The organism is Pseudomonas baetica (genome assembly GCF_019733355.1).
Lineage (GTDB): Bacteria > Pseudomonadota > Gammaproteobacteria > Pseudomonadales > Pseudomonadaceae > Aquipseudomonas > Aquipseudomonas baetica_A.
In genome coordinates this window covers 236,152-260,904 of record NZ_JAIHLQ010000001.1, presented here as the reverse complement: position 1 = coordinate 260,904, position 24,753 = coordinate 236,152, and the positions used below count along the sequence as shown (strand labels likewise).

The window sequence follows — 24,753 nt, the reverse complement described above, 5'->3', positions numbered from 1 at the left end:
TTTTGTTCCAAACGCCTTCCAGACCGGACATCGTCAGATGCCCGGTTTTTTTGCGCTTGCGAACAGGAGTCCTGATCCATGGCTGAACCACTTACCCTGCCGCCGGTGCCCGCGCCGCCGAAGGGCGAGCGTCTGAAAAACAAAGTTGTGCTGCTGACCGGTGCCGCCCAAGGCATTGGCGAAGCCATCGTCGCGACCTTCGCTGCGCAGCAAGCGAAACTGCTGATCAGCGATATTCAGGGTGAGAAGGTCGAGCAGGTTGCAGCCCATTGGCGCGAACAGGGCTATGACGTACAGGCGATCAGGGCTGATGTGTCGCGCCAGCAGGACCTGCACGCCATGGCCAAACGCGCTGTCGAGTTGCACGGCCGCATCGACGTGCTGGTCAACTGCGCCGGGGTCAATGTGTTCCGGGATCCACTGGAAATGACCGAAGAGGACTGGCGCCGTTGCTTTGCCATCGACCTCGACGGCGCCTGGTATGGCTGCAAAGCAGTACTGGCGCAGATGATCGAGCAGGGCATCGGCAGCATCATCAACATCGCCTCGACCCATTCGAGCCACATCATTCCCGGCTGTTTCCCGTACCCGGTGGCCAAGCACGGCTTGCTCGGGCTGACGCGTGCGCTGGGCATCGAGTACGCGGCGAAGGGTATTCGCGTCAACGCCATTGCTCCGGGCTACATCGAGACTCAATTGAACGTCGATTACTGGAACGGTTTCGCCGATCCGCACGCCGAGCGTCAGCGCGCTTTCGATCTGCACCCGCCGAAACGCATCGGTCAGCCAATTGAAGTGGCAATGACGGCGGTGTTTCTGGCAAGCGATGAAGCACCCTTTATCAACGCTTCGTGCATCACCGTCGATGGTGGTCGCTCGGTGATGTACCACGACTGATTGATTGGGTTTTCGCGCGGATAAATCCGTCTGAAATCCAATCATCATACGATATGACTATTTTCTACAGGCTTTGCAGGAACCCGCTTCAACCGCTTTAACGCTTTTCAAATATTGCTCAAAAAAAATAACAAGGAGTCAGCTTATGAAACGTCGTTTCGGGATTCGTACCCTGTGCAGTGCCGCCCTGGCGGTCACCGCGTTCAGTCTGAGCAGTTCGCTGCTCGCTGCCGATACCGTGAAGATCGGTTTTCTGGTCAAACAGGCCGAAGAGCCGTGGTTCCAGACCGAATGGGCCTTCGCCGAGAAAGCCGCCAAGGACAAAGGGTTTGAACTGATCAAGATTGCCGTGCCGGATGGCGAAAAAACCCTGTCGGCCATCGACAGCCTCGCGGCCAACGGCGCCAAGGGCTTCGTGATCTGCCCGCCTGACGTGTCCCTGGGCCCGGCGATCATGGCCAAAGCCAAAAGGAATGACCTCAAAGTGATTGCCGTGGACGACCGCTTCGTCGACGCCAACGGCAAGTTCATGGAAGACGTGCCGTACCTGGGCATGGCCGCGTTCGAAGTCGGCCAGAAGCAAGGCGCCGCCATGGCCGCCGAAGCCAAGAAACGTAACTGGGACTGGAAAGATACGTACGCGGTGGTCAACACCTACAACGAACTCGACACCGGCAAGAAGCGCACCGACGGCTCGGTCAAATCCCTCGAAGAGGCGGGCATGCCCAAAGACCACATACTGTTCGCGGCCCTGAAGACCCTCGACGTACCGGGCAGCATGGACGCCACCAACTCGGCGCTGGTGAAACTGCCGAGCGCGGCGAAGAACCTGATCATCGGCGGCATGAACGATAACACCGTGCTCGGCGGCGTACGCGCTACCGAAGCCGCCGGTTTTGCTGCGGCTAACGTGATCGGTATCGGCATCAACGGCACCGACGCGATCGGCGAGCTGAAAAAGCCCAACAGTGGCTTCTTCGGTTCGATGCTGCCGAGCCCGCACATCGAAGGCTACAAGACCGCCGAGATGATGTACGAGTGGGTCACCACCGGCAAAGAACCGCCGAAGTACACCGCCATGGACGACGTCACCCTGATCACCCGCGAGAACTTCAAGCAAGAGCTGGAAAAAATCGGCTTGTGGAACTGACGTAGTAACGGCCCGGGTAGCCGGGCCGTTTGATCGGTGTGATGAGGTGGCTTTATGCACGCGCAAGTACAGACACAAGAACACAGCATGAGCGCCAGCCTGCGCTTCAACGGGATCGGCAAAACCTTTCCCGGCGTCAAAGCGCTGGATGGCATCAGTTTCGTCGCGCATCCGGGACAGGTTCATGCCTTGATGGGCGAGAACGGCGCCGGTAAATCGACCCTGCTGAAAATCCTCGGTGGCGCTTATATCCCGAGCAGCGGCGAGTTGCAGATCGGCGACCGGACGATGGCTTTCAAATCGACTGCCGACAGTATCGGCAGCGGTGTCGCGGTGATTCACCAGGAGCTGCATCTGGTGCCGGAAATGACCGTCGCCGAGAACCTGTTTCTCGGGCATCTGCCGGCCAGTTTCGGTTTGATCAATCGCGGCGCACTGCGTCAGCAAGCGTTGAATTGCCTCAAAGGTCTGGCTGACGAAATCGATCCGCAGACCAAGGTCGGCCGCTTGTCACTCGGCCAGCGGCAACTGGTGGAAATTGCCAAGGCGTTGTCGCGCGGCGCCCACGTGATCGCGTTCGACGAACCCACCAGCAGCCTCTCGGCCCGTGAGATCGACCGTTTGATGGCGATCATCGGCCGTCTGCGCGACGAGGGCAAAGTCGTGCTTTACGTTTCCCATCGCATGGAGGAGGTGTTCCGTATCTGCGATGCGGTAACGGTGTTCAAGGACGGCCGCTACGTGCGCACTTTCGACGACATGAGCCAGTTGACCCACGATCAACTGGTGACCTGCATGGTCGGGCGCGACATTCAGGACATCTACGATTACCGCAATCGTCCACGCGGTGCCGTGGCGCTGAAAGTCGACGGTTTGCTCGGCCCGGGCCTGCGTGAGCCGATCAGTTTCGAGGCGCACAAGGGCGAGATTCTTGGCTTGTTCGGGCTGGTCGGGGCAGGGCGCACCGAGCTGTTTCGCCTGCTCAGTGGACTTGAGCGCCACACCGCCGGACGCCTCGAACTGCGCGGCCATGAACTGAAATTGCGCTCACCGCGCGACGCGATTGCCGCCGGGATTCTGCTGTGTCCAGAGGACCGCAAAAAGGAGGGCATCATCCCGCTGGCCAGCGTTGCCGAGAACATCAACATCAGCGCGCGCGGCGCCCATTCGGGTCTCGGTTGCCTATTGCGCGGGATGTGGGAGAAGGGCAACGCCGACAAGCAGATCAAAGCGTTGAAAGTCAAAACGCCCCACGCCGGCCAGCAGATCAAATTCCTCTCCGGCGGCAATCAGCAGAAGGCCATCCTCGGCCGCTGGTTGTCGATGCCAATGAAGGTTTTGCTGCTCGATGAACCGACTCGCGGCATCGACATCGGTGCCAAAGCGGAGATCTACCAGATCATCCATAACCTTGCCGCCGACGGTATTTCGGTGATCGTGGTGTCCAGCGACCTGATGGAAGTGATGGGGATTTCCGACCGCATCCTGGTGCTGTGCGAAGGCGCCCTGCGCGGCGAAGTCTGCCGCGAACAGGCCAATGAATCCAACCTGCTGCAACTGGCTTTGCCGCGCCACCGCGCTGACGGCGTGGCGAACTGAGAGGTGACTATGATGACAACCCAAAACGAAACCCTGCCGACCGAGCGCAAACCTTTGGATATGCGGCGCTTCCTCGATGACTGGGTCATGTTGCTGGCGGCGGTGGCTATCTTCGTCGCCTGCGCCTTGCTGATCGACAACTTCCTTTCGCCGCTGAACATGCGGGGGCTGGGCCTGGCGATTTCCACTACCGGCATCGCCGCCTGCACCATGCTCTATTGCCTGGCGTCGGGGCATTTCGATTTGTCGGTGGGTTCGGTGATTGCCTGCGCCGGGGTGGTGGCGGCAGTGGTGATGCGTGACACCGACAGCGTGTTCCTCGGTGTCTGCGCGGCGTTGTTGATGGGCCTGATTGTCGGCCTGATCAACGGGATCGTGATTGCCAAGCTGCGGGTCAACGCGTTGATCACAACGCTGGCGACCATGCAGATCGTGCGGGGCCTGGCTTACATTTTTGCCAACGGCAAAGCAGTGGGCGTGTCGCAGGAATCGTTCTTTGTTTTCGGTAACGGCCAGTTGTTCGGCGTGCCTGTGCCGATTGTGATCACCGTCGTTTGTTTTGTGTTTTTCGGCTGGCTGCTCAATTACACCACCTACGGTCGCAACACCATGGCCATCGGTGGCAACCAGGAAGCGGCATTGCTGGCCGGGGTGAACGTTGATCGCACCAAGATCATCATCTTCGCCGTGCACGGTTTGATCGGTGCGTTGGCCGGGGTGATTCTGGCGTCGCGTATGACCTCCGGGCAACCGATGATTGGTCAGGGTTTCGAGCTGACAGTGATCTCGGCGTGTGTGCTGGGCGGGGTATCGCTGAGCGGCGGGATCGGCATGATTCGGCATGTGATTGCCGGGGTGTTGATTCTGGCGATTATCGAGAATGCGATGAACCTGAAGAACATCGATACGTTTTATCAGTACGTGATTCGTGGATCGATTCTGCTCTTGGCTGTGGTCATCGACCGCCTGAAGCAACGCTGACCCCCCCCCTCATCCTTGTGGGCGAGAGCCTGCTCGCGAAAGCGTTGAACCAGTCGCCGGAAATGTTGACTGACCCGACGTCTTCGCGAGCAGGCTCGCTCCGACAATGGACCGCAACTGTCCCCGCCTTCTATCTAATCTCCTAAATTCTCCTTGCTTGTCCGAGCCCGTTTCGGTTATCACTTTGTACATGATTAGACAGGTACGATTTGACAAGAAACAACGGGTGGTCGACGAACTCGTCCGGCGCATCGAAAGCGGCCTCATGGAGGACGGCTTTCTGTTGCCCGGCGAACATCAGTTGGCTCAAGAATTCAAAGTCAGCCGTGGCACCTTGCGCGAAGCGCTCGCCGAACTGAAGCGGCGCAAGTACATCGCCACGCAAAGCGGTGTCGGCTCCATCGTCACGTTTGACGGCGTGGCGCTTGACCAGCGCAGCGGCTGGGCGCAGGCACTGGCCGACAGCGGTGCGCTGATCAACACTGAAGTGCTGCGTCTGGAAGCCGTGACCCGGCCCGACTTGCTGGCGCGTTTCGGTACCGACCAGTTCATCACCCTCGACCGCCGTCGTCGTTCCAACGATGGCACGCTGGTGTCCCTCGAACGCTCATTGATGCCGGCCACCGGCGGCCTGGAAAGCCTGCCGCGCGTCGGTCTGATCGACAACTCCCTGACCATCACTCTGGCCGCCTATGGCTATATCGGCGAGCGCGGTGATCAGTGGATCGGTGCTGAACCGTTGAATGCCGAAGATGCCGAGTTGCTTGGTCGCCCGGTGGGCACGGTATTCCTTAAGGCCCTGCGCACCACCTACGACCGGCAGAACCGTTTCATGGAATTGGTCGAAAGCCTGCTCGATCCGGTGCATTTTCGTCTGCACCTGCAGTTTGGAGAGTCGAAATGATCACGCTCAACCGTGCCCTCGGCGCTTTCTATGGCCTGGCCCTCGGTGATGCGCTGGGCATGCCGACGCAATCGCTGAATCGCGAAACGATCAAGGCCCGCTTCGGCCAGATCACCGATCTGCAGGATGCCGGCCCGCTGCAACCAATTGCCGCGAACATGCCCAAGGGTTCAATCACCGACGACACCGAACAGGCGATTCTGGTCGGCCGGTTGCTGGTCGAAGGCAACGGCCAGATCGAGCCTGCGCTACTGGCGCAACGGCTGATCGAGTGGGAAGCCGAGATGCAGGCCAAGGGCTCGCAGGACTTGCTTGGCCCATCGACCAAGCGCGCCATCGAAATGATCCTCGCCGGCCATTCGCCGGAAGAAGCTGGGCGTTACGGCACGACCAATGGCGCGGCGATGCGCATTACCCCGGTGGGGATCGCGGCGGATGTCGCCGACCCTGAACGCTTTATCGCGGCGGTGGTGCAGGCCTGTCAGGTCACCCACAACACCACGCTGGGCATCTCCAGTGCGGCGGCGGTGGCCGCGGTGGTGTCAGCCGGGATCAACGGCATGGATCTGGGCGCGGCGTTGAACCTCGGCCAGCAGATCGCTCAGCAAGCGCAATCTCACGGCCACTGGGTGGCCGGTGGGCGCATGGCTTCGCGTATCAGTTGGGCGCGCACCATCAGTGTTGACAGCGACAAGGTGCTGCTAGCCGATCTGCTCTACGACGTGATCGGCACTTCGGTGGCCTCGCAAGAATCAGTGGTGGTGTCGTTTGCGCTGGCGCAGCAAGTGGCTGTCGGTGAGATGAGCGCGTTTGATGCGCTGTGCATGGCGGCCAGTCTGGGCGGCGACACTGACACCATCGCCGCGATTCTTGGGGCAATGCTCGGGGCCTGCCTGGGCCTTGAGGTTTGGCCTGCACCGATGATCGAGACGGTGAAAACCGTCAATGATCTGGAGCTGGAACCGTTGGTGCAAGGTCTGTTGGCCTTGCGCTGATTGGGCTGGCGTCTTCGCGAGCAGGCTCGCTCCCACAAGGATCACGCTGTACCTGTGGGAGCGAGCTTGCTCGCGAATGGCGCACCGCATTCTTGAATTTTCAACCCGCAATGGATCGCACGGACAGGCCCAGGACGGCCGGGGATGTCTTGTTGTTCTGCGTCATTGCCACAACCACAAAAAAGGCAAACAGGAGCACTTTCATGAGTTCATCAAACGTCGGGCAAAGCGCCGGGCAACTGGAAACACGCGGCATCGAGCCGGTGCCGGAAGCCGAGTGCAACGGCCACCCGCTGCAATTGTTCTGGGTCTGGTTCGCGGCCAACATTTCCATTCTCGGCTTGCCGCTGGGCGCGACGCTGGTCGCGTTTCGCGGGTTGGCGATCTGGCAGGCGATCATCGTCGCGATCATCGGCGCCGCTGGCTCGTTTGCGGTGGTCGGGATCATCTCCATCGCCGGTCGTCGTGGCCGCGCGCCGAGCCTGACCTTGTCGCGGGCGATCTTCGGTGTGCGCGGCAACATCGGCCCGACCCTGGTCTCGCTGATGTCGCGTCTGGGTTGGGAAACCGTCAACACCACCACCGCCGCATTCGTGCTGCTGTCGCTGTGTTCGATCCTGTTCGGCTCGCCGGTCGAGGCAAAAAGTGCCCCGCTGCTGACGCTGATGTTCATCGCGATTTTCGTGCTGCTGACCCTCTCGGTCTCCGGCCTCGGCCATGCGACTTTGCTGGTCATCCAGAAGTGGGCGACTTACGTGTTCGGCGCGCTGAATATTCTGGTCGGCGGTTTCCTTTGCGCCACCATCGACTGGAGCGCGGTGTTCAACGCCACGCCAGCGCCGATGAGCGCCATGATGATCGGTATCGGTACCATGGCCGCCGGCACCGGGATCGGCTGGGCCAATGCCGGCGCCGACATGTCGCGTTATCAGCATCGCAGTGTCAAAGCCGTGCGTCTGGTGGCGTCGGCGGCGTTCGGTGCGGGGATTCCGCTGGTGTTGCTGATCACCCTCGGCGGGCTGTTGTCGGTGGGCAATAACGACCTGGCATCGGCGACTGACCCGATCGTGGCGATACGCGACATGCTGCCGACGTGGATGGCCGTGCCGTACCTGATCACCGCATTCGGTGGCCTGCTGCTGTCGAACAACCTGTCGGTGTACTCCGCCGGATTGACCACGCTGACCCTGGGCCTGAAGGTCAAACGCGTCTACGCAGTGGTGGTCGACATCGTCGCAATCTTCGCCGGTTCGATTTACTTCATGCTGATCGCCGACAGTTTCTACGGCCCGTTCATCACCTTCATTTCCCTGCTGGCGGTGCCGATCACCGCGTGGGTCGGGATCTTTGTGGTCGACCTGATTCATCGTCATTACTACAGCCCCAAAGACCTGCTCGACGTCAGCCCGAGCAGCGCCTACTGGTATCACGGTGGGATCGAGTGGCGCGCATTCGGGGCGTGGGCGATGGCCATCGTGCTGGGTTTCAGTTTCACCACCATTGGCACCACCGCCGAAAACGTCTGGTTCAAGGGCTTCCTGTCTGATTCGTGGCTGGGCCACAACGGTCTCGGCTGGATCGTGACGTTCGTGGTGGCCGGTGGCATTTACTTCCTACTCGGCGGGGCGAAAGATCGCCGCGCCGCGCAAGTCGAGAATGCTCATGCCTAAGATGTTGCACACCGGCCAGGTCATCATCGACCTGGTCATGGCCGTGGAAAAACTGCCGCAAGTCGGCGGTGACGTGCTGGCGCAGTCTGCCGGTTTCGAGGCGGGCGGTGGCTTCAATGTGATGGCGGCGGCCGTGCGTAATGGTCTGCCGGTTGTCTATCTCGGTCGTCACGGCACGGGGCGTTTCGGCGATCTGGCGCGCCAGGCGATGAACGCTGAAGGCATTCATATCGGCATCAACACACCCGCGCAACGCGACACCGGTTTGTGTGTGGCGCTGACCGATGCTTCGGCCGAGCGCAGTTTCATTTCCTACATCGGTGCCGAAGGTGAGGTGACCGAGGCCGATTTGAACAGCGTGGCGGCCGAGGCGGGCGATTATGTCTATCTCAGCGGCTACAGCCTGCTGCACGAAGGCAAGGCCCAAGCCTTGCTCGACTGGACGCTGGCATTGCCGGCGTCGATCAGTGTGGTGTTCGATCCGGGGCCGCTCGTCGAAGCGCCGGACTCGCCGCTGATGCAGGCGTTGTTGCCACGCATCGACGTGTGGACCAGCAACAACGTCGAAGCGCGGCGCTTTACCGGGGCTGAAGAGATTTCTGTTGCGCTTGATCGCCTCGCAGAATACCTGCCCAGTGATGTGCTGATGGTGGTGCGCGACGGGCCGCAAGGGTGCTGGGTTCAGCAGGCTGACGAGCGTCGGCATGTCCCTGGGTTTGCCGTGAAAGCGGTGGACAGCAATGGTGCCGGTGATGCCCATGCGGGGGTATTTGTGGCCGGGTTGGCGCAGGGGCTTTCGGCATTTGACGCCGCACGGCGGGCGAATGCGGCCGCAGCATTGGCGGTGACTCGCTGGGGGCCGGCAACCGCGCCGCCGAGTACTGAGGTGGATGCGCTGATCAGCGCAGGCTGATTCGGCCGTCCGCCGCACGTGCAGCGAACGGCCCGGCGACTACTGCAGATCCAGCTTGCGCGCCGCTTCAACCCCGGCTGCACTGAGCTTGATCGGCAGGTGCAACGAATGTTCGCCAGCCTCGTTGCACGTCACATGACCATGGTGAATCAGCCCGCGATCCTGCAAAGCGGCGAGGGCGCTGGCCACGACTTTCTCCCCGCGATAATTGTCCAGCACCTCTTTGCCCAAACCACTTGGGTGGGCGTGCAACAGGCGAGTGAGGACTTCTTTTTCCAGGTTTTTATCGACGTTCATGGTTACCTCTTCATGGATGTGAATAGGACGCTCGCGTCGGCGAACTACTGACTGGAACCCTCGGAACCCGAACCACCGGTGGTGGTTTTCGAACTCGCGCCGGCACCTGAGTTCACAGGTGGCACCGGGTTGCCGGACGTGCCGCCCTGACGTCCAGGATCGTTACCCTGGGTGCGCGGGTCGGTGCCGGTGGCTGGCGGCGGAGCAACGTCGACACCCGAACCATCGGTGTTCATGCCGGGGGTACTCTGGATGGCGGGGGCTTTGGGGTGTTCGACCGGATCGGTCGGGCCGGTTCCTGTAGCGGTGGCGGCGAATGCCGCGGGGCAGAGCAGTGCGGTGAATACGAGGGCGGTCAACCTTGACGGGATCATAGGGCTTCTCCAGTGATTGAAATCCTTACCTGTCGTTGGTCTGCCCTCGAATCGGATTGGTGCCTGATGAGCGACGAACGGTCGAGCGCGATTGCACTCAGGCGACCCCGATTTCTTCCTTCAATTGCTCCATGAAACCCTTAAGGCGTTGATGACGGATCAGCGCCAGGCGCTGACCGGCGGCGGTCTGGAAACCGTCGGCGAGGTGCAGCAGTTTGGTCTGGAAATGATCGAGGCAGAAACGTGTGTCGTCGTAGTCGCGTTCTTTCGCTTCGGGATCTTGCGGGTCGTAAAGCGCCGAGCCCATACGCCCGGCAACATAGAACGTGCGGGCGACGCCGAGCATGCCCAGTGAGTCGAGACGGTCGGCGTCCTGGACGATTTTTGCTTCGAGGGTAAGCGCGGCGATGTTGGCGGAAAAACTGTGCGCCTCAATGGCGTGGGCAACGGCGGCGATTTTTGCTGACGGCCAGTTCAGTTCTGCCAGCACCGTTGACGCTTTTTCCGCCGCCAGACGCGAGGCCTGCGAGCGCTGCGGCGAGTTCTTTTCGATGGCCACGCAATCGTGCAACAGCACCGCGGCTAGCATCATTTCAAGATCCCCGCCTTCCTCGGCCTGCAACGTACGCACGTTGTGCCAGACCCGCTGCAGGTGCGCGAGGTCGTGAGCACCGTCGTCTGAAGGCTCAAGGGCGTGGGGCAGTAGATCCGTTGCCAACGTCGCCAGTGGTACAAAAGCGTTAGGGTTCATTAGCATCCTTTGAGGTGAGCGCCATTGCTCTGGGCGCGGCGTTAAAACATCAGCTGTCCGGCCCTGCCAAGGTTAAGCGTTGAATTGCCATGTGACGAGCGCTCCGTCGCGCCTTAGTATGGCGCTTTCCATTTTCCAACAAGGCCCGTCCATGACGATCGAAATCCGCCCGGCGACCCCCAGCGATGCACCGCAGATCCTCGCCTTCATCACCGAACTGGCAGATTTCGAAAAGGCTCGCCACGAAGTCATCGCCAGCGTCGTCGACATCGAACGCAGCCTGTTCGGCGAAGGCGCCACCGCCCATGGCCTGATTTGCCTGCGCGACGGCCTGCCCATCGGTTTTGCAGTGTTCTTCTTCAGCTATTCGACCTGGCTGGGCAGCAACTGCCTGTACCTCGAAGACCTCTATATCACCCCGGAACAACGCGGTGGCGGCGCCGGCAAAACCCTGTTGCGCCATCTGGCAAAAATCGCCTGCGACAACGACTGCGGCCGCTTCGAATGGAGCGTGCTCGACTGGAACACCCCGGCCATCGACTTCTACAAATCCCTCGGCGCCCAACCACAGGAAGAATGGGTGAGGTATCGCATGGATGGCAAGGTGCTGCGCGAGTTCGCCGAAGGCTGAACACCGATGGGTGCGTGACAGGCGAATGGCCAATCGAAAGCAGGCGGGTGTGCTATCACCTAATGCTTATAGTGATGCCCTGACCACCAATGGACAATCAACTGGCTGGGCTCCCGATTCGTCGAGGGACTCGATCAGGTGCCGGGCAGCCTTGCGACCGATCTCGTAGTACGGCAGTTGCACTGTGGTCAGCGGCGGGATGAACAGCTCAGCGATACCGATCATGTTGTCGTAGCCGAGAACGGCGACATCGTCGGGAATTTTCAGGCCACGGCCCAACAGTAACTGATAGGCACAAAAGGCAATGCGGTCGTTGCCACAGATCAGAATGTCGAATTGGGGACGACCATCAATGATGTGCCGGTCGAGGATGGCGGCGGCTTCACCATAGGCATCATGATCGCAAAGGTCGTATTGCAGGACTGCGTCAGGCGCAAGGCCAAATGCCTGGCAGGCACGCTGCAAGCCTTTTTGTCGCAGGTCCCAGGCCAGACTCTGTTTTGGCAGATTGATACACAGAGGGCGCCGATAGCCTTGGCTCAATGCGTGATGTACAGCGCGATACTGCCCCGTTTCGTCGTCGGGCACATAACTCACCAGGCGACTGTCATCCGCCAGGCAATTGGCAAGTACCAGGGGTTTGCTCTTCAAACGCTCGGGAATGCACACCTGGCGAAAGCCCATGGCGCTGAAGATCAGCCCGTCGGGACGGTGCGACAACATCAGATCGATGTTTTGGTCGGTGGGTGGGTTGCTCAACAGGTTGAGGATGAACACATTCCAGCCCGCCTGCTGCGCGGTCTGTTCAATGGACAGCAGCAACTCGACGGCAAACGGTGTGGTCGCGGTGTCCAGCGCGAACACACCGATGGTTCGCGACTGGAGGTTGTCGCCGCGCATTTTGCGCGCCGACAAGCTCGGTACGAATTGCAGTTCATCGATGGCGCGACGCACCCGCAGAAGGGTTTCGGGGCTCAGTTTTTCCGGGTTGTTGAGCGCTCGAGAAACCGTCATCAGGGACACGCCGGCCAGCAGTGCAACGTCTTTCACTGAAGTCATGTCAGGCGAAACCGATCAGATTGACGCAGAATCATGACACATCGCCCGCGCTTCTCGCGACTCGAGTGACGCTGCTCATAGCCATCCCGAGGCGAGAGGCCATGCCCTGGGAATCGAGACGCGCCCGCCACTGCCGCTTGCAAGAAGCTTCACACCCAGACTGCCGGGCTGTGGGTAGAGGCGACTGCTGAGGCTGAAGCGCCCGTTTTCGTCGAACACCTCAATGGACGAGCGATCCAGGAACACCCGCAGTTCCAGTCGCTCATGTGTCGGGTCTATCGACACGCTGCGTTGACCTGTGACTTGCGCACCCGAGCGGCTACGGTCAAGCACCAGACGCTGTAGTGCCGCATCGTAGTAGAGCCGGGTTTCTTCCTGGCCATCGACGCTGCAGCGCAAGGCGATGCCCAGGTGGCCGTCGGTACAGCCGAGCAAGTCCAGATGCACATGGATTTCGAGCATATCGCCACTCACTTCTGGCACCCACCGGGCTCCCGACTCCTCCCACCACGGCGTGCTAGGCAATAGCGTCTTGCGCAGAGCGGTGAGCTCCCGTGCCGGAAACACGCAAAGGCGATCGGCGCACAGTTCAAGTTCGCGTGGCAAACCGAGCATGCCGCACCAGTGATGGGCCTGGCTCGGCATCGGGCTTTCCCACATGTCGAGCCATGCCCACACGAGGCGCCGACCATCGGCGGCCAATAGCGTTTGCGCGGCATAGAAATCGTGGCCGTTATCCAGCTCGATAAAAGGCCCGCCAGTGAAGTGCCAGTCGCTGTCGAGTCGGCCCACTCGGTAACCGGTCTGGTATTTGTTGAGCCGATCGTAACCTTGGGATGACATGCCTTGGGGTGAGTAGAGCAGCACATCACGTTCGTTCAGTCGAAACAGATCCGGGCACTCCCACATATAGCCATCGCCCTCGCTGCCGCCGGAAACATAGTCAAGGAACTCCCAAACGTGCAGATCCGTGGAACGGTACAGCGGGAGCAGCGGCCTATCGCCCAGACGTGCGCCGGCAATGAGGTACCAATAGTCATCCTCCTTCCATACCTTGGGGTCACGAAAGTGCATGATCGTGTCTTGCGGCGCGGTCTCGATGACGGCGCCATGCTTGACGAACCGGATGCCATCGGTGCTGGTTGCCAGGCACTGCACTTGACGGATCAAGCGCTCGTCACCCACTTCCCCCAGCCAGGTGTGTCCGGTGTAGATCAGTGCCAGGGTATCTGCGCACACCACAGCGCTACCGGAAAAACATCCGTCACGGTCGAAGTCATCGCCGGGTGCCAGCGCTATGGGTAGGTGCTGCCAATGAACGAGATCGGCACTCTTGGCGTGCCCCCAATACATAGGGCCCCATTTCGCTTCGAAAGGGTAGTGTTGATAGAAAACGTGATATTCGCCCCGAAAGTACACGACCCCGTTAGGGTCGTTCATCCAGCCTGCCGGCGGAGAAATGTGATAACCGGGTCGATAATCCTGGATGACGCGGGACAGGCCATCACTCAGCGCACGCTGCGCAAGGTCAAGGGTGCAAGGCATTGGATCGCTCAGGGGCTTCAAAGACAAGGTCATAGGGCACGTGCCCGTATCGGGCGCAGAGGGACGCCATCCGGCAGGGTTTCAATGGCTTGTGGATGGCGCTTCAAGGCTGCGCCGTCGGCGTCGAACAGGTGCAGGTTGTCGATGTCCAGTTGCAGTTCGACCCGATCGCCCGCCTGCCATCCGGCGCTGACCTCACAACGACAGATCAGTGGCTCGTCCTGACCTGTTTCGAGGTGCACATATGTTTCGCTGCCCAGGTATTCGACACCTGTCACGAGGATGCCGGCGGTTCCATCCGCCGCCTTGAGCGAGACGTGCTCCGGACGAATTCCGAGGCTCAACTGCGTGCCCGCCGCCAGGTTCGAGCTGTCGAAGGGCAGGGTGGTCATACCCAAAACGGCGGTGTCGATCAGGCTGGTTTCGCCCGGCGCATGCAGGCGCGCCGCAAGGAAGTTCATTTTTGGCGAACCGAGAAAACCGGCAACAAAGCGACTGGCCGGGCGCTCATAGAGTTCGCGCGGTGAGCCGACCTGTTCTACGCGACCGCCATTGAGCACCACAATTTTGTCAGCCAGGGTCATCGCTTCCACTTGATCGTGGGTGACGTAGATCATGGTCGAGGCCAGTCGATCATGCAGCCGTGCGATTTCGTTGCGCATCTGCACCCGCAAGGATGCATCCAGATTCGAAAGCGGCTCATCGAACAACAAAATGTCCGGTTCACGCGCCATGGCTCTGCCCATGGCCACACGCTGACGCTGTCCTCCGGACAGTTCTTTTGGTTTGCGTTGCAGCAGTTTGTCCAATTGCAGGATTTGCGCTGTTTTCAGCACGCGCTCGCGCAGGCTGCTCTTTTCAGTCTTGGCCAGTTTGAGACCAAAGCTGATGTTGTCGTAGACGCTCATGTGCGGGTACAGCGCATAAGACTGAAACACCATGCCGACGCCACGCTCGCGCGGTTCCAGGTCGTTGACCCGTCGCCCGTCGATCAGCAGGTCGCCGCCGCAGATCGAATCCAGTCCGGCGATCAGTCGCAGCAGGGTCGACTTTCCGCAGCCCGAAGGACCGACGAACACCACGAATTCACCCGCAGCGATCTCCAGGCTGACGTCGCGAAGAATCCGTGCGCCGCCCAGTTGTTTGTTCACGTTGTCCAGTTTCAATTTGATCACGATGCTGTTCCTTGTCTTTGTTGGGCATCAACCCTTTAACGCGCCGGCAGTGAGACCGGAAACGATTCGGCGCTGGAAGATCAGCACCAGAATCACCAGTGGGACGGTGACCACCACCGAGGCGGCCATCAACAATCCCCAAGGCAACTCATGGGGGCTGCCGCCGGAAATCAAGGCGATGGCGACTGGCACGGTGCGTTGGGTGTCGGTGAGGGTGAAGGTCAGGGCAAACAGGAACTCGTTCCACGCGGCGATGAACGCCAACAAACCCGTGGTGACCAGTGCGGGCCATAGCAACGGCAACAGCACTCGGGTAAGCGTGACCCAGGGCGAGGCGCCATCCATGATTGCCGCTTCCTCCAGTTCATGGGGCAGTTGGCCCATGAACGTGGTGAGCACCCAGACGGTGAAGGGCAGGGTGAAAATCGTGTAGCTCAGGATCAACGCCAAAGACGTGTTGTACAGACCCAGGGCGCGGATCACTTCGAACAGCCCGGACAGTACAGCGACTTGGGGAAACATCGACACGCCGAGAACCATCATCAAAACCGTGCCACGCCCACGGAATTTCACCCTTCCCAAGGCATAGGCAGCGGTCACGCTGAGGAACAGCGCCAGCGTCACCACGCACAGCGCAACCACTAATGAGTTACCGATAGCCCGCAGGAAAGAGGCTTGGTGGAGTACCGCCGCGTAATTGGAGAAGTCGGGAGTTTCTATCCAGTAGCTCACCTCGAACAAGGCGCTGGATGGCTTCAGCGAAGTCACGATGGCGTAGTAGAAAGGGAAGACCGCATACAGTAGCAAAACCCCGATCAGACACCAGAATCCGAGGCGCAACAGCGCTTTTTTCAGTAGGCGTGGGCTCATGACCGAACCTCCATTTGACGGCGTCCGAGGTAGAGATAAAGCATGGCGATTACCGCTACGACCAGAAACAGCAGCGTCGAGGCCGCGCTGCCATAGCCAACATCCTGGAACTCCACCAGGTGTTGGCGGGCATAGACAGACATACTCATGGTGCTCGAAGAGTTCGAGGTCAGCACATAGATGACGTCGAATACGCGCAGAGAGTCGAGAATGCGGAAGATCGCCGCCACCAGCAGTGCGGGCATCAATAGTGGCAGCGTGACACGCCAGAACACTTTCAGCGGATGAATGCCATCGACCCTGGCGGCTTCGTAGCAATCGCTCGGTAACATCTGCAAGGCCGCGAGCATCAGCAGCGTGACAAAAGGGACGGTCTTCCAGACGTCGACGATGATCACCGCCCACATCGACAGATCCGCATCTGCCGTCCAGGCCAGGGGCGCGTCAATCAGGCCGAGGCTCAGCATCATATGATTGATGATGCCGAACTGGTCGTTAAGCATCCATGACCAGATCTTCGCCGAGACAATGGTAGGAATCGCCCAGGGAATCAGAATCAACGCACGCACCAACGAACGGCCGGTGAACTTGATGTTCAACAGCAACGCCACCAGCAGCCCCAGTACGACTTCCAGTCCCACTGACACCACAGTGAAATGCAAGGTGTTACGCACCGCATTCCACCATTGCGGATCGACCAGGATCCCCGACCAGCCGGTGCTGCTGTGGAACAGATAATTGCTCAAGCCAATGAAGGTTCCGCCACCCGTGTCCGCCAGGTTGGCGTCGGTCAGGCTGAACCAGAATGTGCGCAGTAGCGGCCAGGCCGCCACCAGGGCCAGGCACAGCAACATCGGCGTCAGAAACAGCCAGGCAGCGCGTACTCGGCGACGTTGCACGGGCGTTTCCCTGGTGACCAGCAACTCGTCACAAGGGGCATGGGTAGTAGAGACAGACATGGTGATTTCCTTCCTTGTGGCTTACCAGTTCCGGCGTTTGATGCGCGTGAGTTCGCTTTCCAGTTCGGCCAGTGCCTGATCGACAGGCAACTCGCCCGCCAGTACGCCATGCACTCGATCGAAGAACGCATTGGAGACCCGTGGATAGCGATCGGCAGTGATGGAGGCGGGGCGCATCACCCCATCATTGAGAATGCTGTGCAACTGAGCGTAATAAGGCATGGCCGCGAGCAATTCGGGGTCTTGATACAGCGATTCGATAACCGGGTTATAGCCGCCCGTCAGGGCTCGATGTTTTTGCGCTTGCTCGCGGGTCAGGTAACTCACCAGTTCTGCGGCAAGCTTTGGATGGGCGCTGTAACGCGATACCGCCAGGCCCCAGCCACCGAGGGTGGAGGCATGTGTGCCAGCTTCGCCGCCACGGGGCAGGGGAGCGACCCCAACCTTGTCTTTTACGGCACTGTCCTGACTTTGAACCAGGGCCCAGACATACGGCCAGTTACGCATGAACAGCGCATTTCCCGATTGGAATACGCCACGCCCTTCTTCCTCGGTGTAATTGAGCACGCCCCTCGGGGAGATGTCTCCGACCCAGCTTTTCGCCAGGGTCAAAGCGGTTCTGGAGGCCTGATTGTTGACCACGATGTCGCCTCGTGAATTGACCAGTCCGCCTTCCGGTTGGCTGCTGATCCACTCCAGCGCATTGCACGTCAGGCCCTCGTAGGCACGCCCTTGAAAAATGTAACCCCACGCATTGGGGTTCCCGGCAGTGCGCTCGGCCTGTTGAATACTTCTGGCGGTCGCGGTCATTTCTTCCCAGGTCCGGGGAACCGGCTGGTGGTACTTCGCGAGCAAGTCCTTGCGGTAATACAACAGGCCCGAGTCAGTGAACCACGGCATCGTTACCAGCCGTCCGTTCACCGTGGCGTTGTCCACCTGTGCCTGGAAGTAGCCCTGGGTCGCATTAGCAGGAAGCACCTCGCGCAGATCCAGCAGATGTTTGGCCAGCATTCCCGGCCACACCATATCGATTTGAATGATGTCGATGTCGCCGGACTGCGCACTGAGGATCTGCTGGTAGAACGACAACCGCTCGGTCGCCGAGTTAGGCGTGGAAACCACCTCGACATTGTTGCCGGTCTGTTTCGACCACGCCTCGACAGCCTCCTTGCAGAGCTGTAACTCGGCACCCACTGCACCGCACGAGATCGTCAAATCGGCGGCGCTCGAGACGGATGGAAGTGCGGCACAGAGAATGATTAATGCTGGTGGCAGGAGAGATTTCAGATGTTTCATTGAGCACCCTTTATTTTTGTTTTTAGAAAAGTTAACGTTAACATCGCCAAATGTAGCAGCGTATTTGCGATGGGGCATCCTTTTTTTCGTCGATTGCGACAATTCACAACTCACGAAAAATGGCCGGTCGCGGGAACAAAACAATAAAAACAAAACAGGGAAATCCACATGCAGAAAGCATCAGGCTGGCTACTCGCAGGCGTGCTTGGCACATCGGCGGCAACCTCTCAGGCCGCGACTCTGGAAGAGCGCATGGCCGCGTTTGAAGCCCGTGCCAGCGCAGCGGAACAGCGCGCAGCCGCAGCCGAACAGCAAACCCAAGCGCTCGCCAGGGAATTGCAGCAAATCAAACTCGCCACTCCCGCTTTGCAGCCCGCAGCGTCCACTGCCGCCGCCATTTCGACGCCTGCTTTGGATACCCGGCTGGCAAAACTCGAAGCCCGTCAGGCAAGCATTGAAAAAAAGGGCAGTGCTGGACACCTTACGGACGGGTTCAGCTTCAAAGGCTATGCCCGCTCCGGATTGCTGATTGACGAGGGGCTTGGTGGTGGCCGTGGCGGGCCTTATACAACGCCGGCCGGCTCAGTTGGTGGTGCTGTCGGGCGACTCGGCAACGAAGACGACACCTACATGCGTATAGACCTGTCGAAAGAAACCTATGCGCAGAACGGCACCCGCGCCAAATTCACGGTGTCCATCGCCGATGGTGTGGAAAGCTCCAATGACTGGACGGCCGACGAGAGCAACCTGAACGTGCGTCAGGTCTTTACCGAGCTCGATCATCTTGCCGCCTTCAAGGGCAACTCAGTGTTCGAGAACGCCACCTTGTGGGCAGGCAAACGATTCGACAGGGATAACTTCGATATCCATTGGCTGGACTCCGACGTGGTCTATCTGGCCGGTACCGGAGGTGGTATCTACGACGTGCAGATGAACAAGAACTGGCGCTCGAATTACTCTTTGATCGGGCGTAACTACGGGGATTTCAGTGAGGGCGGTGTCAATGCCGATGTGGAAAGCTACATCCTGACCTCCAACCAGTTCTTCGATAACGGTCAGTGGCAGTGGATGTTCAATGGCATTGGCTCAAAGAAAAACGACTTCGGCAATCGCAGCAATGAAGCGGGCCTGACGCCTGCGGATTCCGGCTTGCACAGCATGTTGGCCAACCATCAGAAAAACTTTTTCGGCCGGGAAGGCTTCTTCAAAACGGCGCTGCTCTATGGGCAAGGTCTGGGGGCAGAGGTCAAGAACATCGGTTCGGATGGCGAACTGATCGACGACGCCCGCGCTCTGCGGCTGGCGCTTTATGGTGAGACACCCATTGCTCCCGGCTGGCGTATCGGCCCCAGCTTGCTGGCCGAACAGAGCAAGGACAGATACGTCAAGGGTGACGACTACCGCTGGATGACCCTGAACGTGCGTTTGGCCAATGCAATCAACAGCAATTTCGAGATGGCCTACGAAATGAGCTGGCAAACCATGGACCTCGACCCCAAGGGCTACATGCAACGCAATGCGGTCGACGGTAACTTCTGGAAATTCACGGTCGCTCCGACCTTCAAGCCTGACGTTGGAGACCTTCTCACACGTCCTGAATTACGAGTGTTCGCAAGTTTCATGAACTGGTCTTCGGATCTGGACAGATACAGCTCCACAGACAACTTCGGCAAGACGGACTTCAATGCCGGAGGTGTTTGGCAATACGGGATACAAATGGAAACCTGGTTTTAATGTTCGAACGCACCGGCCAGCACGCCTTCAGCGCGCCGGCCGGCTGTTGTTGCAAACAGAGATGTCAGTTGCAGACATCTGCTTTGAGATCGGCCATGAAAGTTTCGCTAACTTCAACAGACACGGTGGCATCGAAATGGAGAGACACCGAATATCGTCGTGGAACAGCAGTGGCGTTATTCAATCCGCAGGCTTGTCAAAGTAACGCCGTGCAAGGCATCGATGCATTTAACCGCTTAGAACCAATAATGCAGGCCGAGCATTAATGACTGGGCGCTGTAGTCCGTGCGCACATCGCCTTGGGGCAGGCCTTGAATGTCACCGAAGTGCGCATCGCGAGTCTTGAAGTATCGATAATCCAGGGACGTGGACCATTGATCGGTGAGCTCGAAACTTACCCCGGCTCCGAGTTGATAGGCCGATACGTTGTCGCGATGAGTATTGCCGAAATGGACGCCGCCGGCTTCCAGGCCACTGATTGACACGGTGCTATAGCCCAGGCCGCCACCCATGTAGGGCGTGAACCGACTGAAGGGCGCCGGGAGATTCAGGAAGTCATACCAGAGGTTGGCCATCAGGCTGGTGACTTCCTCTTTGCCTTTGCCCGGGATGCTCCCGCCGCCTTCGTAGACCCGGTTATTGAATTGGGTGAGAGTGTTTTTGCGGTAACTGAGCTCCACTTCGGGTCTGAGCCCGACGGGGAATCGCCAGCCCAATGCCAGTCCCGTGGCGTAGCCGGAGTTTAAGGGGTGATTGAACTGCATCTCGACAAAATCGAGGTTGTTCTGATTAAGGTTTTGCGGCGCAACCCAGTTCAGGCCGCCCATGACACTGATGTAGGGGCCGAGCGTGTCGGCGGAACTGGACGCTGGGCTGACAAAGCCCATGCCTATGACGCCCATCACGAGATACTGAGTGTTTTTTGGTAGGTTCATGCTCGGTCCGAAGTGTGCCGTTATCGATAAGTAGGCGAATCTTGTTCAGGCGTGAGCGTTCAACACGCCTGTTCCCGGTATTTTTTAGTGCTGTAAATGCGCGTCAGGTTTTTCGAACACGAGGTTGCTCATCGCTTTAGCTCGTTGTTCCGCCAGGGTGCGCAGGTTGGCCAGTGCGGTGGTCATGGCTGCCGTCAGCATTTTTCGTAACAGCCCGCGGTATAAAAAACTGAAGGGGCCGGAGATCTTCGCGCTGTGGGTGATCTGGGTTTCATGCGGGGAAAGTCTATGCATCCGGTGATCGAACTCGAGATCGATCCAAAGCAATCTTGCCGTGTTCCGATAGCTTTCATGCAGCCTCACCGCTTCCAGTTTCAGTGGCATGCTCAGGCCATTCTTGAGGACGCACTTGCCCCGCGTTCCAGGCTGGAACGGGCCATCGAGTTCACAATGTCTGACGTCGGTATCCCATAACGGCGCTTCTGAGAAGTTGCTCCAGATCTCCCAGATTTCAGAAGGCGTCGATTTGACTCGGACTTGCACATTTACATCGTTCACGGCGACACCTTTGTTGTGTGGGGGGGCTGTCACGCAGCCGGCGCGGATTGACTCAGCACTTGTGCGGTAATGCTCGCCTGACCGATTTTTTCGCCCCGGTTGAACAGGTCGATGTAGATACGGTTCGTTTTGAAGGGCTGATCCTGCGCGTCAAAACCGCCTTGCGGTGCCAACGACAGCGGGCTGTTCCTGGGGATTGGCCGATCGAGAGTGAAACTCAAGGCCAGCAGGTTCATCGGGGTATTGAGTGGGATTCGTAGATGGCTGTGGGCAATCTGCATGTAGCACTGACGGGCAACTTCGAGGAAATAGACCATCGAATAGTGCTCTGGGTCGCCCTCCTGGAAGATGTGCTCATCCGGCAGTTTGAGCGTGTCTACGCTCAAACCCTGGGCGATACCGCTTATGTCACTGACGATGATGTTTTCTTCTCTGGCCTTGTGCAGCAACGCCTTGTCGCGGCAGCGAACAGCCGTGAACTCGGCGGCGGGCGATGTTTCGAACGCCGAGTTGTAGGCCATGCCAAGGATGCATGTGCACATCAACTTTCCGGCCTGCATGACCTTGGCATTGAAGACCTGAGGGTCTTTGCCTTGTTCCAGATGAAGATCAATCGCACCCTGCTTCTGTACGTATTGCTGGAACTTGATACTCAGGTTTTTGACATAGGCCACTCGGCCGCTCAGTGGGGGGATGGCGAGTTCAATCAGTTGCAACACGCCTTCGAGCAATAAAATGCCGGGGATGTGATCAAGAGGATGGTCGAAGAAGTAAGGGTGCGCTTCATTCACCACGAGCTGGGCGTGCAGTGACTGAGGGCCACGCTGGACGTTGGCGATCACGATATTCTCCGGGCGACGTTGCCAGTGCGCGTGGCGCTGGGCTTCAGCGCCACGGTGCAGTGCGAAAAGGCCCTCCATGGCGCGAGTTCTGACACGTAGCCCTGAGAGCAGGGTGTTGGTCAGCAACTCGCTCAGTTCCAGCACGTCGACGCCGTCGTGTCGCGGCTCCCTGACCAGGCTGACAGGGCGTGCCGGCGAGATGACCTTCTGCAATTGCTGGGGCGCCGAGTGAGCGAAACGCAACGTGAAGGGATGCTTGACGGCAGCGGTGGGTTCGGCGGCGGTCGTGCGCCACTCCCGAAGTTTTTCAGTAAATAACCACATCACAGCCTTGCCGGCTTCGCGCACCTCGATCACCGTGTGTACCGAGGCACTCAACAGCACCGCCAACAGGGTTTCGATGCCACTGGCTTCAGCCAAAAAACCGGTCATTTCTTGCAGTGAACTGCTGGCATGCGTTGCATCAGGCTGCAGCTCGCAGACTTCAATGTTCTGGTATTGACTCAGCGTTTTGCCCAGCAGTTGGCAAGCCTCTTGCAGCGAGTTCGCGGCATGGGCCAAGACGGCTGCGCGGATCACCAGTAAAGGCTTGTCGCTGGAGTCTGGTAGGTAGGGGCGCAGAGCAATCACCCCCACCCCTTCGCCTTGCAGTGTCGCTGAGTGCCGGGCGCGTTCGATCTCTATTTCGCCACTGATAAAACGCCCTGCACCGAGCAAGAGCGTCGTCACGCCTTCCTTGAACCATTGCTGCGATGCCAGCAAGGTTTGCCAGAACAAGCCAGGGGTACCGACCAGTGTTTGATGGAAACCTTTGAAGTCAAAAATTTTCGCCGGGTAGCCGGACAACATGTTCGGCAACATGGTTGCCACATCCGTCACCTCCACACCCGGTGGCATGCCTTGAGCCTGGGAATAGAACGTGTGGGCGCCGCTATACGCATTGCTGAAGCGCTCCCCACCCATGTTGCAGCACATGACCATCGCGGTGTCGGGTGAGCCGGCCACGCCCGGCAGACGTTGCAGTAAATGATTGATGCGATCGGTGATCAACAGCTTGAACGGATCGACATGGGCCAGATGTTTGGGCCCCATGCCGAAACCGTCTATATCAATGACGCGATCCAGCGACAGGAATTTCCCCAGTAACGGCTGGCCCGCAGTGGCGGCGCAATCAACGAAGCGCCCATAAGGGAAACTGACTGACGGTGCTGCTGGCTGATCGAGTTGTTGCTTGAGCGCCTGCAATGAGAAGTGACTGCCGATCGCCGCTTCAGCCTCGACAATGGCAAGGTCCAGCATCAGCACGCCGGGGGCGACCCGGGGGACGGTAGGGCGGTTGTCGGGAATGTACTCATCCACCACCAGATGCGCATTGGCGCCGCCAAAACCAAAGCTGGATATGCCAACCCGAACCGCCGACTGACGATCGGCCAGGGGCTGTACCTGCGCTGTGGCCAACTTCAGGCAGGTCTCATCGACTTTTGCGCTGGGGCGGTAGTCGGGCTGAGGGGGAATACCTTTGTGACGCAATATCATCAGCGCCTTGGCGAGTGAAGCGCCTCCGGCGGCGGCCAATGGGTGACCAATCACGGATTTGATCGAACCGATCATTATCTTTTTGCCGTCCGCGCGATGAGGAGCGAAGAAGCTGTTCAACGAGTCCAGCTCTGTCGCATCACCCAGCGGTGTACCGGTGCCATGGGTCTCGATGTAGTCGACGTCGTTGGGGTCAAGACCGACATAGGCACGCTGGTAAGCCGTGCATTGAGCCTGTTTGCCAGGCGCAAACACTGAGCCTTCGGCGCCGTCGGCCGAAAGCCCCAATGCCCGCAAAACACCCAGGGGGCGGCGCTTCGCAATCAGGGCCTGTGAGACAGGCTCGACCAGAAAGGCGACCGCACATTCGCCCGGCACAATGCCGTCAGCGTCCTGGCCGAACGCCTGCATTTGGGCTCGGGAGGAAAAAGCGGTCAACTGCGAGAACCCCAGAAACAGTGCCGGCGGCAGTACGGTGTTCAGCGCCATTACAATCGCGTTATCCGCCTGACCGCTGTTGACCAGCGCTTGAGCCATATCGATTGCATAGGGGAACGAACTGCAGGCGGTGTCTACTGATAACGCGGGGCCACCCAAGGCAAACGCCGCCGCCAGTTCAGCGACTTGTTCACCCGGCGTATAACCGCGTGGTGTATTGGCCGTTGCGCAGACGCCGGTGACGAAGTAACTCTCATCGCTCCAGGACGTCGCGACCACCAACGCTGTGCGCTCCTTGATCAATACCGAGCCTTGTGCGGCAAGCTGGGTGAGGAGTGTCTGGAGTACTTTCTTGCCGATGGCGACTTGCCGTCCTTCATGGCGTGAAGGGGTCGATGCGTCATCGGCCAGGCAAAAAGCACTGTCCAGATACGTACGATCCTTTTCCCCTTTCTTTGCTGAATAGATTGACGCCTTATCCAGCTCCCAGCGTGTCAGCATCGAATCGATGGGCGCTACCTGTCCCTGCGCGAGCAAGTGCCAAAGCGCATCCGTTGAGGGTGCCCCGGGAAACTCTCCAGCCATTGCACTGAAGCAAAAATCGTCCTCTGTCGTTACCGCACCACTCATACCCGTTCTCCTGG

The 24,753-nt window shown here is 59.2% G+C and carries 22 protein-coding genes and 1 pseudogene; 11 read left to right on the top strand and 12 right to left on the bottom strand.

The features are described 5' to 3' along the window. Positions 1-78: 78 nt before the first annotated feature. From K5E40_RS01155 to K5E40_RS01120, 8 genes are all read left to right on the top strand, one after another. The gene (locus tag K5E40_RS01155; RefSeq protein WP_221729333.1) at positions 79-897 is read left to right on the top strand and encodes an SDR family oxidoreductase; all 819 of its coding nucleotides are present in this window, start codon (positions 79-81) and stop codon (positions 895-897) included. Between the two features lie 145 nt (positions 898-1,042). Then, positions 1,043-2,047 carry a substrate-binding domain-containing protein gene (locus tag K5E40_RS01150; protein WP_221729332.1) on the top strand — a complete coding sequence of 335 codons (1,005 nt, stop codon included), beginning with the start codon at positions 1,043-1,045 and terminating at the stop codon, positions 2,045-2,047. Between the two features lie 54 nt (positions 2,048-2,101). After that, entirely contained in the window at positions 2,102-3,646 is a 1,545-nt protein-coding gene (araG, locus tag K5E40_RS01145) for an L-arabinose ABC transporter ATP-binding protein AraG (RefSeq protein ID WP_221729331.1), read from the top strand. A 12-nt stretch (positions 3,647-3,658) separates the two neighbouring features. After that, positions 3,659-4,627, top strand: coding sequence for an L-arabinose ABC transporter permease AraH (gene araH, locus K5E40_RS01140; RefSeq protein ID WP_221729330.1), 969 nt, complete (start codon positions 3,659-3,661; stop codon positions 4,625-4,627). Between the two features lie 190 nt (positions 4,628-4,817). Then, positions 4,818-5,531 carry a GntR family transcriptional regulator gene (locus K5E40_RS01135; RefSeq protein WP_221729329.1) on the top strand — a complete coding sequence of 238 codons (714 nt, stop codon included), beginning with the start codon at positions 4,818-4,820 and terminating at the stop codon, positions 5,529-5,531. Then, complete coding sequence (locus K5E40_RS01130) at positions 5,528-6,526, top strand: ADP-ribosylglycohydrolase family protein (protein WP_221729328.1); 999 nt, start codon at positions 5,528-5,530, stop codon at positions 6,524-6,526. Before K5E40_RS01135 ends, K5E40_RS01130 begins: the two co-directional genes overlap by 4 nt. A gap of 203 nt (positions 6,527-6,729) precedes the next feature. Then, entirely contained in the window at positions 6,730-8,196 is a 1,467-nt protein-coding gene (locus tag K5E40_RS01125) for a cytosine permease (RefSeq protein ID WP_221729327.1), read from the top strand. Further along, a complete protein-coding gene (locus K5E40_RS01120) occupies positions 8,189-9,109 on the top strand; it encodes a PfkB family carbohydrate kinase (protein WP_221729326.1) in 921 nt (306 codons plus the stop codon). The genes K5E40_RS01125 and K5E40_RS01120 overlap by 8 nt, the downstream gene beginning before the upstream one ends. A 39-nt stretch (positions 9,110-9,148) precedes the next feature. On the opposite strand, the gene K5E40_RS01115 is transcribed toward K5E40_RS01120, so the two are convergent. The 3 genes from K5E40_RS01115 to K5E40_RS01105 form a co-directional block, all read right to left on the bottom strand. After that, on the bottom strand, positions 9,149-9,406 hold the full coding sequence (locus tag K5E40_RS01115; protein ID WP_221729325.1) for a hypothetical protein: 258 nt from the start codon (positions 9,404-9,406) through the stop codon (positions 9,149-9,151). A gap of 44 nt (positions 9,407-9,450) precedes the next feature. Then, complete coding sequence (locus K5E40_RS01110; RefSeq protein ID WP_221729324.1) at positions 9,451-9,780, bottom strand: hypothetical protein; 330 nt, start codon at positions 9,778-9,780, stop codon at positions 9,451-9,453. Positions 9,781-9,877: 97 nt separating this feature from the next. After that, positions 9,878-10,531, bottom strand: coding sequence for an HD domain-containing protein (locus tag K5E40_RS01105; RefSeq protein WP_221729323.1), 654 nt, complete (start codon positions 10,529-10,531; stop codon positions 9,878-9,880). A gap of 151 nt (positions 10,532-10,682) precedes the next feature. On the opposite strand from K5E40_RS01105, the gene K5E40_RS01100 reads away from it, so the two are divergent. Then, positions 10,683-11,162, top strand: a complete 480-nt coding sequence (locus K5E40_RS01100; protein WP_221729322.1) for a GNAT family N-acetyltransferase — start codon at positions 10,683-10,685, stop codon at positions 11,160-11,162. 66 nt (positions 11,163-11,228) lie between these two features. On the opposite strand, the gene K5E40_RS01095 is transcribed toward K5E40_RS01100, so the two are convergent. The 6 genes from K5E40_RS01095 to K5E40_RS01070 all read right to left on the bottom strand — a co-directional run bounded on the left by K5E40_RS01095 (position 11,229) and on the right by K5E40_RS01070 (position 18,066). Continuing rightward, the gene (locus K5E40_RS01095) at positions 11,229-12,221 is read right to left on the bottom strand and encodes a LacI family DNA-binding transcriptional regulator (RefSeq protein WP_221729321.1); all 993 of its coding nucleotides are present in this window, start codon (positions 12,219-12,221) and stop codon (positions 11,229-11,231) included. 75 nt (positions 12,222-12,296) lie between these two features. Next, positions 12,297-13,766 (bottom strand): glycoside hydrolase family 32 protein, encoded by a 1,470-nt coding sequence (locus tag K5E40_RS01090; RefSeq protein WP_409339119.1) that lies wholly within the window; start codon positions 13,764-13,766, stop codon positions 12,297-12,299. A 29-nt stretch (positions 13,767-13,795) separates the two neighbouring features. Next, positions 13,796-14,941 (bottom strand): ABC transporter ATP-binding protein, encoded by a 1,146-nt coding sequence (locus K5E40_RS01085; RefSeq protein WP_221729319.1) that lies wholly within the window; start codon positions 14,939-14,941, stop codon positions 13,796-13,798. 27 nt (positions 14,942-14,968) lie between these two features. Then, positions 14,969-15,811 (bottom strand): carbohydrate ABC transporter permease, encoded by an 843-nt coding sequence (locus tag K5E40_RS01080; protein WP_221729318.1) that lies wholly within the window; start codon positions 15,809-15,811, stop codon positions 14,969-14,971. After that, positions 15,808-16,770 carry a carbohydrate ABC transporter permease gene (locus K5E40_RS01075; protein WP_221729317.1) on the bottom strand — a complete coding sequence of 321 codons (963 nt, stop codon included), beginning with the start codon at positions 16,768-16,770 and terminating at the stop codon, positions 15,808-15,810. The genes K5E40_RS01080 and K5E40_RS01075 overlap by 4 nt, the downstream gene beginning before the upstream one ends. A gap of 21 nt (positions 16,771-16,791) precedes the next feature. After that, complete coding sequence (locus K5E40_RS01070) at positions 16,792-18,066, bottom strand: ABC transporter substrate-binding protein (RefSeq protein ID WP_221729316.1); 1,275 nt, start codon at positions 18,064-18,066, stop codon at positions 16,792-16,794. Between the two features lie 168 nt (positions 18,067-18,234). Between K5E40_RS01070 and K5E40_RS01065 the strand changes: the two genes are divergently transcribed. Next, positions 18,235-19,800 carry a carbohydrate porin gene (locus tag K5E40_RS01065; RefSeq protein ID WP_221729315.1) on the top strand — a complete coding sequence of 522 codons (1,566 nt, stop codon included), beginning with the start codon at positions 18,235-18,237 and terminating at the stop codon, positions 19,798-19,800. A 13-nt stretch (positions 19,801-19,813) separates the two neighbouring features. Then, positions 19,814-20,066 (top strand): annotated as a pseudogene (locus K5E40_RS34805) (hypothetical protein); the annotation flags it as partial. Here the strand turns inward: K5E40_RS34805 and K5E40_RS01060 are convergent. The 3 genes from K5E40_RS01060 to K5E40_RS01050 form a co-directional block, all read right to left on the bottom strand. Further along, the gene (locus K5E40_RS01060; protein WP_221729314.1) at positions 20,037-20,735 is read right to left on the bottom strand and encodes an outer membrane protein; all 699 of its coding nucleotides are present in this window, start codon (positions 20,733-20,735) and stop codon (positions 20,037-20,039) included. The pseudogene K5E40_RS34805 and the gene K5E40_RS01060 sit on opposite strands and share 30 nt — an antisense overlap. A gap of 84 nt (positions 20,736-20,819) precedes the next feature. Next, positions 20,820-21,293, bottom strand: coding sequence for an SRPBCC family protein (locus K5E40_RS01055; RefSeq protein ID WP_221729313.1), 474 nt, complete (start codon positions 21,291-21,293; stop codon positions 20,820-20,822). 29 nt (positions 21,294-21,322) lie between these two features. Then, the gene (locus K5E40_RS01050) at positions 21,323-24,739 is read right to left on the bottom strand and encodes a beta-ketoacyl synthase N-terminal-like domain-containing protein (protein ID WP_221729312.1); all 3,417 of its coding nucleotides are present in this window, start codon (positions 24,737-24,739) and stop codon (positions 21,323-21,325) included. Between the last annotated feature and the right edge of the window lie 14 nt (positions 24,740-24,753).

What these genes read in the sequence shown, in the direction of transcription:
- K5E40_RS01115 (WP_221729325.1), bottom strand. Translation starts at nt 9,406, where the DNA reads ATGAACGTCGATAAAAACCTGGAAAAAGAAGTCCTCACTCGCCTGTTG.
- K5E40_RS01090 (WP_409339119.1), bottom strand. Translation starts at nt 13,766, where the DNA reads ATGCCTTGCACCCTTGACCTTGCGCAGCGTGCGCTGAGTGATGGCCTG.
- K5E40_RS01050 (WP_221729312.1), bottom strand. Translation starts at nt 24,739, where the DNA reads ATGAGTGGTGCGGTAACGACAGAGGACGATTTTTGCTTCAGTGCAATG.
- K5E40_RS01120 (WP_221729326.1), top strand. Translation starts at nt 8,189, where the DNA reads ATGCCTAAGATGTTGCACACCGGCCAGGTCATCATCGACCTGGTCATG.
- K5E40_RS01100 (WP_221729322.1), top strand. Translation starts at nt 10,683, where the DNA reads ATGACGATCGAAATCCGCCCGGCGACCCCCAGCGATGCACCGCAGATC.
- K5E40_RS01105 (WP_221729323.1), bottom strand. Translation starts at nt 10,531, where the DNA reads ATGAACCCTAACGCTTTTGTACCACTGGCGACGTTGGCAACGGATCTA.
- K5E40_RS01125 (WP_221729327.1), top strand. Translation starts at nt 6,730, where the DNA reads ATGAGTTCATCAAACGTCGGGCAAAGCGCCGGGCAACTGGAAACACGC.
- K5E40_RS01150 (WP_221729332.1), top strand. Translation starts at nt 1,043, where the DNA reads ATGAAACGTCGTTTCGGGATTCGTACCCTGTGCAGTGCCGCCCTGGCG.
- K5E40_RS01065 (WP_221729315.1), top strand. Translation starts at nt 18,235, where the DNA reads ATGCAGAAAGCATCAGGCTGGCTACTCGCAGGCGTGCTTGGCACATCG.
- araH (WP_221729330.1), top strand. Translation starts at nt 3,659, where the DNA reads ATGACAACCCAAAACGAAACCCTGCCGACCGAGCGCAAACCTTTGGAT.
- K5E40_RS01075 (WP_221729317.1), bottom strand. Translation starts at nt 16,770, where the DNA reads ATGTCTGTCTCTACTACCCATGCCCCTTGTGACGAGTTGCTGGTCACC.
- K5E40_RS01095 (WP_221729321.1), bottom strand. Translation starts at nt 12,221, where the DNA reads ATGACTTCAGTGAAAGACGTTGCACTGCTGGCCGGCGTGTCCCTGATG.
- K5E40_RS01110 (WP_221729324.1), bottom strand. Translation starts at nt 9,780, where the DNA reads ATGATCCCGTCAAGGTTGACCGCCCTCGTATTCACCGCACTGCTCTGC.
- K5E40_RS01060 (WP_221729314.1), bottom strand. Translation starts at nt 20,735, where the DNA reads ATGAACCTACCAAAAAACACTCAGTATCTCGTGATGGGCGTCATAGGC.
- K5E40_RS01080 (WP_221729318.1), bottom strand. Translation starts at nt 15,811, where the DNA reads ATGAGCCCACGCCTACTGAAAAAAGCGCTGTTGCGCCTCGGATTCTGG.
- K5E40_RS01130 (WP_221729328.1), top strand. Translation starts at nt 5,528, where the DNA reads ATGATCACGCTCAACCGTGCCCTCGGCGCTTTCTATGGCCTGGCCCTC.
- K5E40_RS01135 (WP_221729329.1), top strand. Translation starts at nt 4,818, where the DNA reads ATGATTAGACAGGTACGATTTGACAAGAAACAACGGGTGGTCGACGAA.
- araG (WP_221729331.1), top strand. Translation starts at nt 2,102, where the DNA reads ATGCACGCGCAAGTACAGACACAAGAACACAGCATGAGCGCCAGCCTG.
- K5E40_RS01155 (WP_221729333.1), top strand. Translation starts at nt 79, where the DNA reads ATGGCTGAACCACTTACCCTGCCGCCGGTGCCCGCGCCGCCGAAGGGC.
- K5E40_RS01070 (WP_221729316.1), bottom strand. Translation starts at nt 18,066, where the DNA reads ATGAAACATCTGAAATCTCTCCTGCCACCAGCATTAATCATTCTCTGT.